The 16,248-nt window shown below is 51.3% G+C and carries 11 protein-coding genes and 3 rRNA genes; all 14 read right to left on the bottom strand.

Going from position 1 to position 16,248, the window contains the following annotated elements; translation table 11 throughout:
• Positions 1 to 99 precede the first annotated feature (99 nt).
• Entirely contained in the window at positions 100 to 1,557 is a 1,458-nt protein-coding gene (gene guaB / locus H70357_RS00395) for an IMP dehydrogenase (protein ID WP_038584466.1), read from the bottom strand.
• 430 nt (positions 1,558 to 1,987) lie between these two features.
• A 5S ribosomal RNA gene (gene rrf, locus H70357_RS00390) occupies positions 1,988 to 2,104 on the bottom strand.
• Positions 2,105 to 2,181: 77 nt separating this feature from the next.
• A 23S ribosomal RNA gene (locus H70357_RS00385) occupies positions 2,182 to 5,109 on the bottom strand.
• Between the two features lie 246 nt (positions 5,110 to 5,355).
• A 16S ribosomal RNA gene (locus H70357_RS00380) occupies positions 5,356 to 6,911 on the bottom strand.
• Together the 16S, 23S and 5S rRNA genes form the textbook arrangement of a ribosomal RNA operon.
• 427 nt (positions 6,912 to 7,338) lie before the next feature.
• Complete coding sequence (gene lysS / locus H70357_RS00375; protein WP_156130789.1) at positions 7,339 to 8,856, bottom strand: lysine--tRNA ligase; 1,518 nt, start codon at positions 8,854 to 8,856, stop codon at positions 7,339 to 7,341.
• A gap of 257 nt (positions 8,857 to 9,113) precedes the next feature.
• Positions 9,114 to 9,593: a transcription elongation factor GreA gene (gene greA / locus H70357_RS00370; protein WP_038584463.1), complete on the bottom strand. Its 480-nt coding sequence runs from the start codon at positions 9,591 to 9,593 to the stop codon at positions 9,114 to 9,116.
• A gap of 203 nt (positions 9,594 to 9,796) precedes the next feature.
• Positions 9,797 to 10,813, bottom strand: coding sequence for a tRNA dihydrouridine synthase DusB (dusB, locus tag H70357_RS00365; protein ID WP_038584461.1), 1,017 nt, complete (start codon positions 10,811 to 10,813; stop codon positions 9,797 to 9,799).
• Positions 10,814 to 10,856: 43 nt separating this feature from the next.
• The gene (locus H70357_RS00360; protein WP_038584458.1) at positions 10,857 to 11,066 is read right to left on the bottom strand and encodes a helix-turn-helix domain-containing protein; all 210 of its coding nucleotides are present in this window, start codon (positions 11,064 to 11,066) and stop codon (positions 10,857 to 10,859) included.
• A complete protein-coding gene (gene folK, locus H70357_RS00355) occupies positions 11,018 to 11,569 on the bottom strand; it encodes a 2-amino-4-hydroxy-6-hydroxymethyldihydropteridine diphosphokinase (protein WP_038584455.1) in 552 nt (183 codons plus the stop codon). Before folK ends, H70357_RS00360 begins: the two co-directional genes overlap by 49 nt.
• Positions 11,570 to 11,579: 10 nt before the next feature.
• A complete protein-coding gene (gene folB / locus H70357_RS00350; RefSeq protein ID WP_038584452.1) occupies positions 11,580 to 11,942 on the bottom strand; it encodes a dihydroneopterin aldolase in 363 nt (120 codons plus the stop codon).
• A gap of 48 nt (positions 11,943 to 11,990) precedes the next feature.
• Positions 11,991 to 12,848 (bottom strand): dihydropteroate synthase, encoded by an 858-nt coding sequence (gene folP / locus H70357_RS00345; protein WP_038584448.1) that lies wholly within the window; start codon positions 12,846 to 12,848, stop codon positions 11,991 to 11,993.
• Entirely contained in the window at positions 12,845 to 13,726 is an 882-nt protein-coding gene (locus H70357_RS00340; RefSeq protein WP_038584445.1) for an aminotransferase class IV, read from the bottom strand. Before H70357_RS00340 ends, folP begins: the two co-directional genes overlap by 4 nt.
• Positions 13,723 to 14,304 carry an aminodeoxychorismate/anthranilate synthase component II gene (gene pabA / locus H70357_RS00335; protein WP_038584443.1) on the bottom strand — a complete coding sequence of 194 codons (582 nt, stop codon included), beginning with the start codon at positions 14,302 to 14,304 and terminating at the stop codon, positions 13,723 to 13,725. Before pabA ends, H70357_RS00340 begins: the two co-directional genes overlap by 4 nt.
• The gene (locus tag H70357_RS00330) at positions 14,301 to 15,926 is read right to left on the bottom strand and encodes an anthranilate synthase component I family protein (RefSeq protein ID WP_038584440.1); all 1,626 of its coding nucleotides are present in this window, start codon (positions 15,924 to 15,926) and stop codon (positions 14,301 to 14,303) included. Before H70357_RS00330 ends, pabA begins: the two co-directional genes overlap by 4 nt.
• Positions 15,927 to 16,248: the final 322 nt, after the last annotated feature.

Raw genomic sequence — 16,248 nt, 5'->3', positions numbered from 1 at the left:
ATCCATTGCTTGTTCTATTCTAACACAGGGGTACCTGCAAAAAAAGACAGACAGGACGAATTTAGTCCTGTCTGTCCGTAATTTATCGAAACCGCCTAATTATAGGGAATAGTTGGGAGCTTCCTTGGTGATTTGTACATCATGAGGGTGACTTTCGCGCAACCCGGCTCCTGTAATCCGGATGAAAGATGTATCATTGCGCAGTTCCTCCAGCGTCTTCGTTCCACAATACCCCATACCAGAACGAAGCCCGCCGATCAGCTGATGAACCGTATCGGAGAGAGAACCTTTGAAAGCGACTCTACCTTCAATACCTTCTGGAACAAGCTTCTTGTCATCATCCTGGAAGTAACGGTCTTTACTGCCCTGCTTCATGGCGCTCATACTGCCCATGCCGCGGTATACCTTGAATTTACGTCCCTGATAAATCTCAGATTCGCCCGGGCTTTCTTCCGTTCCGGCGAACAGGCTTCCCATCATAACCGCAGATGCTCCCGCAGCAATCGCTTTGGTAACCTCACCGGAATATTTGATACCCCCGTCAGCAATAATCGGAATGCCGTACTCACGGGCAACCGTTGCACAATCGTAAATGGCCGTAATTTGCGGAACACCGATACCGGCAATTACGCGTGTGGTACAAATTGATCCCGGTCCAATACCCACTTTGACTACAGAAGCGCCAGCTTCAATCAATTCACGGGTTGCGTCTCCGGTTGCCACGTTACCGGCAACAATCGTAAGATCCGGGTACAGTTCACGCAATTTGCGGACAGCATCAATAATATTAATATGATGCCCGTGTGCGGAATCTACCGTAATCAGATCCACGCCGGCTTTCACCAACGCCTCTGTACGTTCAAAAGTATCTTTGGAAATACCAATTGCTGCACCCACCAGCAGACGGCCGTGAGCATCTTTTGCTCCATTCGGGAATTGAATTGCTTTTTCTATATCTTTAATCGTGATCAAACCTTTAAGAATGTTGTTCTCATCTACAAGCGGCAGTTTCTCGATCTTATGGCGTTGAAGGATACCTTCTGCTTCCTGGAGAGTAGTGCCAACCGCAGCAGTGACCAGATTCTCATGGGTCATCACTTCTTTAATTTGAATATTAAAATCATGAATGAAACGCAGATCTCTATTGGTCAGAATCCCAACCAGCTTGTTGCTTTCATCAACGATAGGTACTCCGGAAATACGGTATTTACCCATCAGGACTTCAGCGTCGGAAACCCAGTGTTCTGGCGTTAGAGAAAAGGGATTAGTAATAACACCGCTCTCGGAGCGCTTTACCCGGTCTACTTCTTCAGCCTGCTGCTCCACTGACATATTCTTATGAATAATGCCAATGCCTCCCTCGCGGGCAATTGCAATCGCCATAGCTGCTTCTGTGACTGTATCCATGCCTGCACTCATCAGAGGGATATTCAGCTTCACATTTTTGCTCAGTACCGTGGCCAGATCCACTTCCTTCGGCAGTACCTCGGATTTGCGCGGCACCAACAGCACATCGTCAAACGTCAAACCTTCTTTACCAAACTTATCTTCCCACACCTGGGTCATTCCTCCTCGATTATCTTTATTCTAACCGCCCACAAACTTTATAAATGAAGAAACTCCGGTTTGAAGTCCATATCCGATAGACACCGAACTAAACAGCGAAGTTATACATATCCGTATCTTCAATTAACGTTTGAGATGCTTGTCCAAAAATATATTATTGCCATCTTAGCAAAGGGTTTTTGGCCTGTCAAGAATATTACATCATCGGAGGAGGGAATCGGAAAACGGTCACCGGGTAAGCGAATTCTTGGACGAAAGTCCGTATCCAGTGGACATTATCACTGTAAGAACCCATTTATTGTATATGTACATTCGTAGTTTTAGGGCGTGGGATTAGCCTATATATTGCTTTAACTACCACCATTTGCACTTTAACCCAACAAAAAAGCCACTGTTGAGAAACTCAACAATGGCTTTGTGTGCTTGGCGGCGTCCTACTCTCCCAGGACCCTTCGGTCCAAGTACCATCGGCGCTGGAGGGCTTAACGGTCGTGTTCGGGATGGGTACGCGTGGAACCCCTCCGCTATCGCCACCAAACGGGCATTTACAGCGTAAATGCTTCAGGAACCTTAATTCCTGAAAACTGAATCCGAAACAAATCTGCGTCTTAATTCTTGGATAAGCCCTCGACCGATTAGTATTGGTCAGCTCCATGCATTGCTGCACTTCCACCTCCAACCTATCTACCTCGTCGTCTTCAAGGGGTCTTACTAATTGGGAAATCTCATCTTGAGGGGGGCTTCACGCTTAGATGCTTTCAGCGCTTATCCCGTCCGTACGTAGCTACTCAGCCATGCTCCTGGCGGAACAACTGATGCACCAGCGGTACGTCCATCCCGGTCCTCTCGTACTAAGGACAGCTCCTCTCAAATTTCCTGCGCCCACGACAGATAGGGACCGAACTGTCTCACGACGTTCTGAACCCAGCTCGCGTACCGCTTTAATGGGCGAACAGCCCAACCCTTGGGACCTACTTCAGCCCCAGGATGCGATGAGCCGACATCGAGGTGCCAAACCTCCCCGTCGATGTGGACTCTTGGGGGAGATAAGCCTGTTATCCCCAGGGTAGCTTTTATCCGTTGAGCGATGGCCCTTCCATGCGGTACCACCGGATCACTAAGTCCGACTTTCGTCCCTGCTCGACTTGTTGGTCTCGCAGTCAAGCTCCCTTATGCCTTTGCACTCTTCGAATGATTTCCAACCATTCTGAGGGAACCTTTGAACGCCTCCGTTACTCTTTAGGAGGCGACCGCCCCAGTCAAACTGCCCGCCTGACACGGTCCCCGTACCCGATTAGGGTACCAGGTTAGAACCTAGATACGATCAGGGTGGTATCCCAACGGCGCCTCCGCAGAAGCTTGCGCTCCTGCCTCTACGGCTCCCACCTATCCTGTACAGATCGTACCCAAATTCAATATCAAGCTGCAGTAAAGCTCCATGGGGTCTTTCCGTCTTGTCGCGGGTAACCTGCATCTTCACAGGTATTAAAATTTCACCGGATCTCTCGTTGAGACAGCGCCCAAGTCGTTACGCCATTCGTGCGGGTCAGAATTTACCTGACAAGGAATTTCGCTACCTTAGGACCGTTATAGTTACGGCCGCCGTTTACTGGGGCTTCGGTTCACAGCTTCGGATTGCTCCTAACCGCTCCCCTTAACCTTCCAGCACCGGGCAGGCGTCAGCCCGTATACTTCGCCTTGCGGCTTCGCACAGACCTGTGTTTTTGCTAAACAGTCGCTTGGGCCTTTTCACTGCGGCCCCCTCGGGCTATTCACCCTACCGAGGCACCCCTTCTCCCGAAGTTACGGGGTCATTTTGCCGAGTTCCTTAACGAGAGTTCTTCCGCGCGCCTTAGAATTCTCTTCTCGCCTACCTGTGTCGGTTTGCGGTACGGGCACCTTCTCCTGGCTAGAGGCTTTTCTTGGCAGTGTGAGATCATGACCTTCGCTACTATAATTTTCGCTCCCCATCACAGCCCAGCCTTAACGGTGTGCGGATTTGCCTACACACCAGCCTCACTGCTTAGACGGACATCCATCAGTCCGCGTCACTACCCTCCTGCGTCACCCCATCGCTCATAGCGGATTACGGTGGTACAGTAATTTCAAACTGTTGTCCTTCGACTACGCCTTTCGGCCTCGCCTTAGGTCCCGACTTACCCTGAGCGGACGAGCCTTCCTCAGGAAACCTTGGGCTTTCGGCGGATCAGATTCTCACTGATCTTTTCGTTACTCATACCGGCATTCTCACTTGTATGCTGTCCAGCGCTCCTTACGGTACACCTTCAACCTGCATACAACGCTCCCCTACCCCAGATGCAAAGCATCTAGCCATAGCTTCGGTGGTGTGTTTAGCCCCGTTACATTTTCGGCGCAGAGTCACTCGACCAGTGAGCTATTACGCACTCTTTCAATGGTGGCTGCTTCTAAGCCAACATCCTGGTTGTCTGTGCAACTCCACATCCTTTCCCACTTAACACACACTTGGGGACCTTAGCTGATGGTCTGGGCTGTTTCCCTTTTGACAATGGATCTTAGCACTCACTGTCTGACTCCCGGCAAGAAGTTAATGGCATTCGGAGTTTGACTGAGCTTGGTAACCCTTGCGGGCCCCGCACCCAATCAGTGCTCTACCTCCACCACTCCATTCACCGAGGCTAGCCCTAAAGCTATTTCGGGGAGAACCAGCTATCTCCGAGTTCGATTGGAATTTCTCCGCTACCCCCACCTCATCCCCGCATTTTTCAACATACGTGGGTTCGGGCCTCCAGTGCGTGTTACCGCACCTTCACCCTGGACAGGGGTAGATCACACGGTTTCGGGTCTACGTCCACATACTTAAGTCGCCCTATTCAGACTCGCTTTCGCTGCGGCTCCGGCTTCTCACCTTAACCTTGCATGTTAAACGTAACTCGCCGGTTCATTCTACAAAAGGCACGCCATCACCCATTAATAGGGCTCTGACTTTTTGTAAGCACACGGTTTCAGGTTCTATTTCACTCCCCTTCCGGGGTGCTTTTCACCTTTCCCTCACGGTACTGTTTCACTATCGGTCGCCAGGTAGTATTTAGCCTTAGCAGATGGTCCTGCTGGATTCATACGGGGTTTCACGTGCCCCGCACTACTCGGGATCCGTCTCGGAGAGAACACAGTTTAGGCTACAGGGCTTTTACCTCTATCGCGGGCCTTTCCAGACCTCTTCACCTACCATATTCCTTTGTAACTCCATGTGAGACGTCCCACAACCCCAAGAGGCAAGCCCCTTGGTTTAGGCTGTTCCGCGTTCGCTCGCCGCTACTGACGGAATCACTATTGTTTTCTCTTCCTCAGGGTACTTAGATGTTTCAGTTCCCCTGGTCTGCCTCTATCTCCCCTATGTATTCAGAGAGAAGTAACTGCGAATTACCACAGCTGGGTTTCCCCATTCGGACACCCCCGGATCAAAGCTTGCTTACAGCTCCCCGAGGCAGTTTCGTTGTTCGCCACGTCCTTCGTCGGCTCCTGGCGCCTAGGCATCCTCCGTGTGCTCTTATTAGCTTAACCAATGCGTTTTTCCAGAAGGAAAATCGCTAGCATCGCTATAATACAAACTTGTTTACACAAGTTCAGCTTAAAGGAATGTTCTAAAACGCAAATTCGTTTCGGTATCCAGTTTTCAAGGATCAAGGTGTTACTTGAGAGCTTAAACTCTCAAAACTGACCAACGAGTGAGTAACAGGCCTAAACCTGAGTTTTGGAAGTAATACTTCCGATTTGAATGTTTCCATTGCAGGAAACGATTCTCCATAGAAAGGAGGTGATCCAGCCGCACCTTCCGATACGGCTACCTTGTTACGACTTCACCCCAATCATCTACCCCACCTTCGGCGGCTGGCTCCCTTGCGGGTTACCCCACCGACTTCGGGTGTTGTAAACTCTCGTGGTGTGACGGGCGGTGTGTACAAGACCCGGGAACGTATTCACCGCGGCATGCTGATCCGCGATTACTAGCAATTCCGACTTCATGCAGGCGAGTTGCAGCCTGCAATCCGAACTGAGACCGGCTTTGCTGGGATTGGCTCCACCTCGCGGTTTCGCTTCCCGTTGTACCGGCCATTGTAGTACGTGTGTAGCCCAGGTCATAAGGGGCATGATGATTTGACGTCATCCCCACCTTCCTCCGGTTTGTCACCGGCAGTCACTCTAGAGTGCCCAGCTTAACCTGCTGGCAACTAAAGTCAAGGGTTGCGCTCGTTGCGGGACTTAACCCAACATCTCACGACACGAGCTGACGACAACCATGCACCACCTGTCTCCTCTGTCCCGAAGGCCGCCACTATCTCTAATGGATTCAGAGGGATGTCAAGACCTGGTAAGGTTCTTCGCGTTGCTTCGAATTAAACCACATACTCCACTGCTTGTGCGGGTCCCCGTCAATTCCTTTGAGTTTCAGTCTTGCGACCGTACTCCCCAGGCGGAGTGCTTACTGTGTTAACTTCGGCACCAAGGGTATCGAAACCCCTAACACCTAGCACTCATCGTTTACGGCGTGGACTACCAGGGTATCTAATCCTGTTTGCTCCCCACGCTTTCGCGCCTCAGCGTCAGTTACAGCCCAGAAAGTCGCCTTCGCCACTGGTGTTCCTCCACATATCTACGCATTTCACCGCTACACGTGGAATTCCACTTTCCTCTTCTGTACTCAAGCCACCCAGTTTCCAGTGCGACCTCAGGTTGAGCCCAAGGTTTAAACACCAGACTTAAATAGCCGCCTGCGCGCGCTTTACGCCCAATAATTCCGGACAACGCTTGCCCCCTACGTATTACCGCGGCTGCTGGCACGTAGTTAGCCGGGGCTTTCTTCTCAGGTACCGTCACTCCGGTAGCAGTTACTCTACCGGACGTTCTTCCCTGGCAACAGAGCTTTACGATCCGAAAACCTTCATCACTCACGCGGCGTTGCTCCGTCAGGCTTTCGCCCATTGCGGAAGATTCCCTACTGCTGCCTCCCGTAGGAGTCTGGGCCGTGTCTCAGTCCCAGTGTGGCCGTTCACCCTCTCAGGTCGGCTACGCATCGTCGCCTTGGTGGGCCGTTACCCCACCAACTAGCTAATGCGCCGCAGGCCCATCTCCTTGTAGCAGATTGCTCCGCCTTTCATCCTTCGTCCATGTGAACAAAGGAATTATCCGGTATTAGCTACCGTTTCCGGTAGTTATCCCAGTCAAAGAGGTAGGTTGCCTACGTGTTACTCACCCGTCCGCCGCTAAGTTAATCCGGAGCAAGCTCCTTCATAACTCCGCTCGACTTGCATGTATTAGGCACGCCGCCAGCGTTCGTCCTGAGCCAGGATCAAACTCTCCAAATTGGTATTTAGAAAGAGCGATTGCTCAATTTGAAACATCTGACGAGAATTTACATTCTCTAATTTTGGATCTCACTTGCGTGATTTCCATACTCACTCGTTGTTCAGTTTTCAAAGATCAAGCTCGTTGTCAGTGTCGATTATCTCGTCACCAGCAACTCTTATAATATATCACATCCAACCGATCAATGCAAGCTCTTTTTTTCAACTTCTTTTTCGAGCCCGGCGTTGATGTTTCGCGGCCAGAAATAGAATATATCATGTATGGTTCTGTATTGCAAGCATTATTTTAAATTAGGTTGGATGCACCGCTTCCCGCATACCCCGTAATCCGTTACACCACTTCTAAGCCATCATTCTAAACCCACAGAGCCAAGGAACTGCTGTACAATACAGCGCCCCTTGGCTCTGTGAAATAGAACAATTGAAATTATTCAGTCTTGTTGCGCATATGCGGGAACAGCAGAACATCACGAATTGAGGCAGCATTGGTCAGCAGCATGATCAGACGGTCTACACCGATTCCCAGTCCGCCTGTAGGAGGCATACCATATTCCAGAGCACGGATGAAGTCATCGTCCATCTCATGGGCTTCATCATTGCCCTGCTCCTTCTCCTGAATCTGCGCTTCAAAGCGCTGACGCTGGTCAATCGGGTCGTTCAGCTCACTAAAGGCATTCGCGTGCTCGCGTGCGACGATAAACAGCTCAAAGCGGTCGGTAAACCGCGGGTCTTGATCGTTCTTTTTGGCCAGCGGCGAGATTTCAACCGGATGCCCCATTACAAATGTAGGCTGAATCAATGTTTCCTCAACAAACTGCTCAAAGAAGGCATTCAGGATATGGCCGAAGGTCATATGCTTTTCAACCGGTACACGGTGCTCCTTGGCCAAACGCTGTGCTTCTTCATCCGTCATCTGAACGCCAAAGTCGACACCCGTCACTTCTTTGACGGCATCAACCATGGTCACACGGCGCCATCCTGGCGAGAGGTCTACTTCCTGGCCTTGATAGTTGATCTTCTGGCTGCCAAGAACCTCCTGGGCGATATGGGCGATCATGCTCTCGGTCAAATGCATAATGTCCTTGTAGTCGGCATAAGCCTCATACAGCTCGATCATGGTGAACTCCGGATTATGACGCGTCGAAATGCCCTCATTGCGGTATACACGGCCGATTTCATAAACTTTTTCGAGTCCGCCGACAATCAGACGTTTCAGATGCAGTTCAATCGCAATCCGCATATACAGCTGCATATCCAGCGTATTGTGGTATGTGATGAACGGACGTGCAGCGGCTCCGCCGGCAATTGCATGAAGTGTTGGGGTTTCAACCTCAAGGTAGCCAAGGGAGTCCAGGTAACGGCGCATCGACTGGATGATCCGTGAACGGGCAATAAAGGTCTGCTGTACTTCAGGGTTAATGATCAGATCTACATAACGCTGGCGGTAGCGCAGCTCAACATCCTTCAGGCCATGGTACTTCTCAGGCAGCGGCAGCAGAGATTTGGACAAAACCTCAAGATTGGACACTTTAATAGAGGTTTCGCCAGTCTTGGTTTTGAACACGATACCGCGCACTCCGATAATATCGCCCAAATCGAGAACATTAAAGGCTGCGTATTGTGCCTCAGGGATGCTGTCCTGGCGCACATAAATTTGGATTTTTCCGCTAAGATCCTGGATGTGGGCAAAACTTGCCTTACCCATGACACGTTTAGCCATAATCCGACCGGCAATGCTGACTTCCAGAGCCAGCTCGTCCAATTCCTCTTTTGTTTGTCCGTCATACTTAGCCAGAAGGTCCCCGGCACCTGCTGTGCGGTCATATTTTTTGCCAAACGGGTCAATTCCCAGTGCCCGCAGCTCGTCCAATTTAGCACGGCGAATCTGCAACAGCTCACTAAGCTCTTTTTCCGTGGTTTCCACGGTGTTCATTTCCTCAGTCATGTTCCTCATCCTCTCTAATGCCTCATGTCATATACACAAGAAGAAACGGCTCCACCCTCATAATTGAGGGCAGTCCGTTCCAGTACAAAATATAAGCTATATGTGTTCAGCCATATTTTTCGGGCGGTATCTCTTCTTTATTTAGAAAAAAGCTTCCCTAAGGAAGCTTTCCGGGCCCTGTTCCTTCTTCTGCCAGTGCAGTGCAGTTCTCTGTGCGAGGGCAGCATGTCTATTCACAGGTGCAAAGCGCCTGTAGATTACTTCATTCGGATATCAAGAATTTTATATTGAATGACTCCTGCAGGTACACTAACATCTACAACAGTGCCGATTTTCTTACCGATAATAGCTCTGCCTACCGGGCTTTCATTGGAGATTTTATTGTTAAGCGGGTCGGATTCGGCTGTACCAACGATTGTGTATTCCATCACATCGCCATATTCCATATCTTCAACGCTTACAGTAACCCCGATACTTACCACATCGGTAACGATCTCATCGCTATTGATGATGCGCGCGTTGCGGAGCATTTTTTCCAAAGTGATAATACGCCCTTCGATAAAGGCCTGTTCATTCTTCGCGTCCTCATATTCGGAGTTCTCGCTGATATCTCCGTAGCCAATCGCCACTTTAATCCGTTCGGCCACTTCGCGGCGTTTCACGGATTTGAGGGTCTCCAGTTCTTCTTCCAGACGCTTAAGTCCGTCCGGCGTAAGGATGACTTCTTTATCGCTCATCTCAACCGATTCTCCTGTCGTATACATTTATTGAAAACACCATACTATATGCGAATCCAGAGGGATAAGAACCCTCCATGCTGCATTGCCCTTGCTGTAACGGCGATTTTATACTGTGAAATTATATTGGAACCGCTACAAAATGTCAATGACGCCCCATATAATGTTCCGGTGTTATCTCTTAAAGCCAGTGGAGACGGTGATTAAACTGCCGAGAGAGACGGATTACGGTCCTCTTGTTCTTCTTCATCTTTAAGCTGTACGACAAAATCATTCAAGATCCGCACCATTTCATCGCGTTTGGTTTCTTCCATAATGACATCCTTTACGCGGGCAGCAGCCTTAAGACCTTTTAAGTACCAGGCTAGATGTTTGCGCATTTCACGAACTGCTACCGCCTCGCCTTTAAGGGCCACCAAACGGTCCATATGAAGAATCGCCACTTTGATCTTCTCTTCCGCTCCGGGTTCAGGCGTCAGCTCACCTGTGCTCAAATATTGAATGGTCCGGTAAAGCATCCATGGATTGCCCAGCGCGCCGCGTCCAATCATCACCCCGTCGCAGCCGGTCTGATCCAGCATCGCCCGGGCATCCTCAGGTGTGTTAACATCGCCGTTGCCGATGACAGGAATCGAAACAGCCTCTTTAGCCATTTTAATATACTTCCAGTCGGCATGGCCGGTGTAGAGCTGCTCACGGGTACGTCCATGCACACTGACAGCCTGGCCTCCGGCACGTTCCACTGCGCGGGCATTCTCTTCTACAAAGATATGCTCGCTGTCCCAGCCGATCCGCATTTTCACGGTAACCGGCTTGTCAACGGCTTCTACAACCGCCGAGACCATCTCGTAGATTTTGTCCGGATTCAGCAGCCAGCGGGCCCCGGCATCACATTTTGTTACTTTCGGTACGGGACACCCCATATTAATGTCGATAATATCGGCATTGGTCTCCTTATCCACAACTTTGGCCGCCTCAACGAGCGATTTACGGTCTCCGCCAAAAATCTGCAGGCTAAGCGGCTTCTCCCGTTCATCCACGAACAGCATCTCACGCGTACGCGAATTGCCGTGCAGAATAGCTTTGTCACTGACCATTTCCGCACATACCAAGCCGGTGCCGAATTCTTTTGCAATCAGCCGGAACGCCGGATTACATACACCGGCCATAGGGGCCAGAACGACCTGATTCTTCATCTCAATGCCGCCAATTTTCAGCACATTTCTTCACTTCCTTTAGTTCTATTTATGAATGGATGTCTGCCTAAGTAGAGGGATTGGCCAACTCTTCGACCGAAACCTCAAGAACATCCGCAATTTTATTTAAAATTTTATCTTCCAAATGCCGGTTTCCCCTCTCGACTGCGCCTAGCACAGCCAGTGAAATTCCGACAGAATCCGCCAACTCTTGCTGGGTGTATCCTTTCAGCTTTCGGAATGCTCTGACCCGCGTTCCCATACGTTTGATGTCCACAAGCGCATTCCTTCCTTTCCGTCTATATCCTGCAGCGCTGCTGTAATGATTCCCCGGAGTCCGGAAGAATCCTCATCCAGCAGTACGATGTCACTGAGCGGAAACAGCACAAACGCCCGTTCCAGCATCCGGGGATGCGGAAGCGTTAAATCTGCCGTATCATAGCTCTGTCCTTCTACCCACAATAAATCAAGATCCACTGTTCTCGGGCCATAACGGATATCACGAACCCGGCCTAGCTGTGCTTCAATATCGAGCATCACATGAAGCAAGTCCTCCGGCGCAAGCGTGGTGCGGAGGGCGGCCGCCATATTCAAAAACTGCGGCTGGTCGAGATAGCCGACAGGCTCTGTCTCATATACATTGGAGCAGCGTACAACTTCAATCCCGTCATAATGATCCAGCCTGTTCAAAGCTTCCTTCAAGGTGCCTTCGCGGTCACCCAAATTGGCCCCTAAAGCAATATAAGCCTCTGATACCTCAGAGGTGGAGTGTATAGTCATGGGCCCTGTCTCACTTTCTCGTTCTATGCAGTTCTACAGTCACTCCCTGAAAATGAATGTCGAACGGCGGATGCGGCTTGGTTACTTTGACTGTTACTGCATTGATAATAGTATAAGTGTCCAGTACTGAGGATGCAATATGTTCCGCCAAAGCTTCAATCAGCTTAAAGGACTTTGTTTCGACAATTTTTTTGACGAGCGCATGCACTTCGGCGTAATTTACGGTTTGGTCCAGATCATCCTGAAGACCAGCCCCCTGCAGATCAAGCTCCAGCTCCAGGTCAATATAGTAACGTTGTCCAAGCTTGCGTTCCTCTTCAAACACACCATGATATCCATAATACTCCATGCGGTGCAGCTTCATTTTATCCATCCTGATACCTGCTTTCTAATACAAAATAGTTCGTTCAGCAATAGCCACCTATTCATGCACCCGCGGAGAGGCGGCATAGAGCATCGCATCACACATAAGTACGGTACGTTTCATCGTGGCCACATCATGCACCCGCACAATCTGGCAGCCTTGAGCAATGCCGAATGCAACGGTAGCGGCGGTTCCCTCCATCACATCATCAGACGGGAGGTCCAGCACGGTACGGATGAATTTTTTGCGGGAAGTGGCAAGCAGCAGGGGATAACCCAGCATCGCCAGTTCATCCAGTACCATCATCGCCTGCAAATTCTCCGCATAATCCTTGGCAAAGCCAATGCCTGGATCAAGGATGATATTATGCGGCTTCACCCCGGCTTCGAGCGCCAGGTTGATGCTGCCATTGAGGTCAGCCGCCATATCCGTGGCCAAATTCTGATAATTCCGGTCGTGGCGGTTATGCATCAAAATAATCGGACAGTCCGCCTCAGCAGCCACAGCTGCCATATCAGGATCGGCTTTGCACCCCCAAATGTCGTTGATGATATGCGCCCCTGCCCGAATCGCCTGACGTGCCACCTCCGCCTTATAGGTATCTATGGATAATATCAACTGAGGTGCAGCGCGGTGGATACTCTCAATAACAGGCAGTACACGGGCCAGCTCCTCTTCCAAGCTTACTGGTTGATGGCCGGGACGGGTTGACTCTCCGCCTATATCGATAATATCGGCACCTTCAGCAGCCATTTGCAGCGCATGCTTTACCGCTTGATCCGGTTCATTCCATAGTCCGCCATCAGAGAAGGAATCCGGGGTTACATTTAAAATGCCCATAATTAACGTTCGGTCACCAAGGACCAGCTCGCTGTTGTTCCAGCGGTAGATCCGCTTATAGATTACGGGTCTCATACCGGCTCTCCCGTCCTTTCCCTGTATAAAGTAATCAATTGCGCCGTGTGTGCCCCGCAGCGCCCTGTGCCTACAGTCAGCGCCTCATCACCGTGCCACAGTGTGGTAACCGGGACAATCTCCTGCACCGAATTGGTGAGAAACACCTCATCGGCAGCCTGAAGCTGTTCCCAGCGGTACAATCCCTCTTCCACGCGGAGTCCGGCGGCAGGAGCCAGCTTAAGGACCATTTCCCGGGTAATTCCCGGAAGGATGCCTGTGGCCAGGTCAGGCGTGTGCAGCACCTCATTGCTGATGAAAAAAATATTGCTCACAATTCCCTCAGCAATATTCCCTTCTGCAGTCAGCATAAGCCCTTCCGTGCCGCCGGCCGCAGAGGCATATCCGGCAAGCTCCCGCTTGGCCAGTATATTGTTCATATAGTGGAGTGACTTCAGCCTTACCGGTCCTTCGGGGGTATTACGCCGCAGCTGCAACAGCTGCAGCCCTTTGCCCTCACTGTAGAGAGCGGCTGGCTGGCGCGGCAATTCTTTGATATAGAGCAAATGATTCGGGCGGTTATAGTCACCAGCCGGAAGGCCAAGAATGTCCTCCCCGGCTGTAACTGTGTACCGTATATAGGCGTCCTTCAGTTCGTTTTTGTCCATCACCCGTGTGATCCAGTCCCGCAAGGACGCTTCATCCGGTTCAAACGGAATGCCTAGCTGCCTGCAGCCCTCAGCCAGTCTGCCCAGATGACGGCGCAGCAGGAAGGGCACGCCGTTATAGGTGCGAAAGGTTTCAAACAAGCCCATACCGTATAAAAAGCCGTGATCCAAGGTGGAGACCACGGCGTCTTTAGCCTCAACTACGCTTTTGTTGAGCCCTATATATTTCATGCCGTTTCCCCGGCTCTCCGTTTCAGGAAGTTGCGCAGCATGATGTGCCCATGATCCGTAATGATCGATTCAGGGTGGAACTGCACGCCTTCAATCGGGTACTCTTTATGGCGCAGCGCCATAATCTCACCTTCCGCAGTCTCGGCTGTAATCTCCAGACAATCCGGCAGACTCTCACGCTCTACAATCAGGGAATGATAGCGGGTTGCGGTAAAGGGAGATTCCAGTCCTTCAAATACGGATGTGCCGTGATGGTGAATCGGCGATGTTTTGCCATGCATCAGACGCTCCGCACGGATAACATTACCGCCAAAAGCCTGTCCGATAGCCTGATGTCCGAGACAGACTCCAAAGATAGGTATGATCCCCTTGAAATGCTGCAGCACTTCCAGACTGATGCCGGCTTCGTTCGGCGTACAAGGTCCGGGAGAGATCAAAATGTGGTCCGGAGCCAGCGCCTCTATCTCCTGAATGCTGATTTCATCGTTGCGGAATACTTTCACTTCTTCCCCCAGCTCACCCAGGTATTGCACCAGATTGTACGTAAAGGAATCATAATTATCGATGACCAAGATCATTGTATTGCTCCCCCTTCGGCGCCGCCGGTCGTCCGCAATTCCTGCTGATGCTCACTGCAGAGAACCGCCTTCACAACCGCTTTGGCTTTATTATGGCATTCCCGGTATTCGCGGTACGGATCGGAATCAATCACAATGCCCGCGCCCGTCTGAATATATCCGACTCCGTCCTTCACTGCCAGTGTTCTTATAATAATATTTAATTCCATATTGCCATTATAGTCAATCCAGCCCAGTGATCCAGTATATGGACCACGCCGTACCGGCTCCAGTTCCTCGATGATTTCCATTGTCCGCACCTTGGGTGCGCCGGTAATAGTACCGCCGGGGAACAAGGCGGCCATGACATCATAAGCATCCTTGCCGGGGGCGATGCTGCCCTCGACCTGCGAGACGAGATGCATGACATGCGAGTATCGCTCCACGGTCAGCAGCTCCGGCACGCTGACCGATCCATAGGCCGCGACCCGGCCGATATCGTTTCTCTCCAGATCGACAAGCATAATATGCTCGGCGATCTCCTTCTCGCTCCCGCGCAGCTCCGCCTCCATGGCGGCATCCTCCGCGGGAGTCAGGCCCCTGCGCCGGGTACCGGCAATGGGGCGGGCGCTGACCTTGTCCCCGTGCAGCTTGACCAGCAGCTCCGGCGAAGCGCTGGAGAGCGCGAAGCCGGGCGAGCGCAGCAGCCCCATGTACGGGGACGGGTTGAGCTTGCGCAGCCAATCATACACATCCTCCGGCGAGGAATTCAGCTGCGCCTCCTGGCGCAGCGACAGGTTGACCTGGAATACATCCCCCTGGCGGATGTATTCTTGAACGTCAAGCACAGCCTGCTGGAATTGCCCGGGCGAGAAAGCAGAGGTCATGCCTGGCCATTCACCGGACAGGTCGGCGCTTGATTCAACAGCAGCGATAATCCCACGTTCCTCTTTGCGGTCTTCTCCCAGGCCGGGAGCAGAGCAGATCTGATGCCACTGTTCCACCATGCCTTCTGCCCGGACGATTGCGTCTTGATACAGTGACTTCAGAGCGCCCAGCTCAGACGAGCTGGCCGCAGCAACCGGCACATGCACGATGGAATAGAGCGTGTTCTCAAGATGGTCATAGATCCACAGCTCTTCCAGCCGCATGAAGAGATAGTCCGGAAATCCGGGATCATCCTGGGCAAGCACAGGAAGCTGCTCCAGAGATCGGACTACGTCATAGCTGAGGAACCCCGCACAGCCTCCACGGAACGGGGGCAGGCCGGCAACCTGCAGTTTGGGTGAGGAGAAGCCGCTCATCCAGTTTTGCAGTACTTTCAGCGGCTCTCCCTGCAGCTCCACAGCTTGCGGCACAGGTTCATTCGTTCCCGCTGCCTCCGGGGACAAGCTGAGCACCTCGGCATCCCCGCCTTTTCCTTTTAGTACTGAAACGGGCTGCAACCCCAAGTATGTGTATCGTCCGCCTTTCCCGCTCTCCAGCACCACTGAATAGGGGGAGGCCAGCTGCCAGGCCTTCATCCAGGAAGAGGGCAAGCCCTCCTTGTCCTGCGGTGATTTTATAATTAAAGGGAGGAGGCTCCAGTCCTCTTGTGCCCACTGCTCCCAATCCTGCCAAGCCGTTATGATTTCCAAAGCCATCCTCCTAAAAGTTTTGTGAAGCCTGCGCTTCTTAAATTTGCTTCGTAACAAAACTTGCTTCGTAAGCGTTCGCTTAAGTCTTGTGAAGCCTGCGCTTCTTGCATTAAGCAATCTAAAGTTTATTGCCTGTCAGTATACTGTACTTCGTGCTGCTTTGAAAAGCCTGAACCATGGATTTTCTGAAAAAAACCGTTTCGACTGACTCCAGCCTCATCTGCTGTGGAAGCACAGGAAAGATTATATCTTTCATCATGCACAAAAAAGAGCCTTCGTTATCCCTGTCTTAGCGGATGCGAGGACTCTTAGTCATTTGCTTTGTCAG

The sequence above is a fragment of the Paenibacillus sp. FSL H7-0357 genome (assembly GCF_000758525.1).
Taxonomy (GTDB): domain Bacteria; phylum Bacillota; class Bacilli; order Paenibacillales; family Paenibacillaceae; genus Paenibacillus_AQ.
Note: the sequence above shows the minus strand (reverse complement) of the source record. Positions and strands in the feature narration are given on the sequence as shown.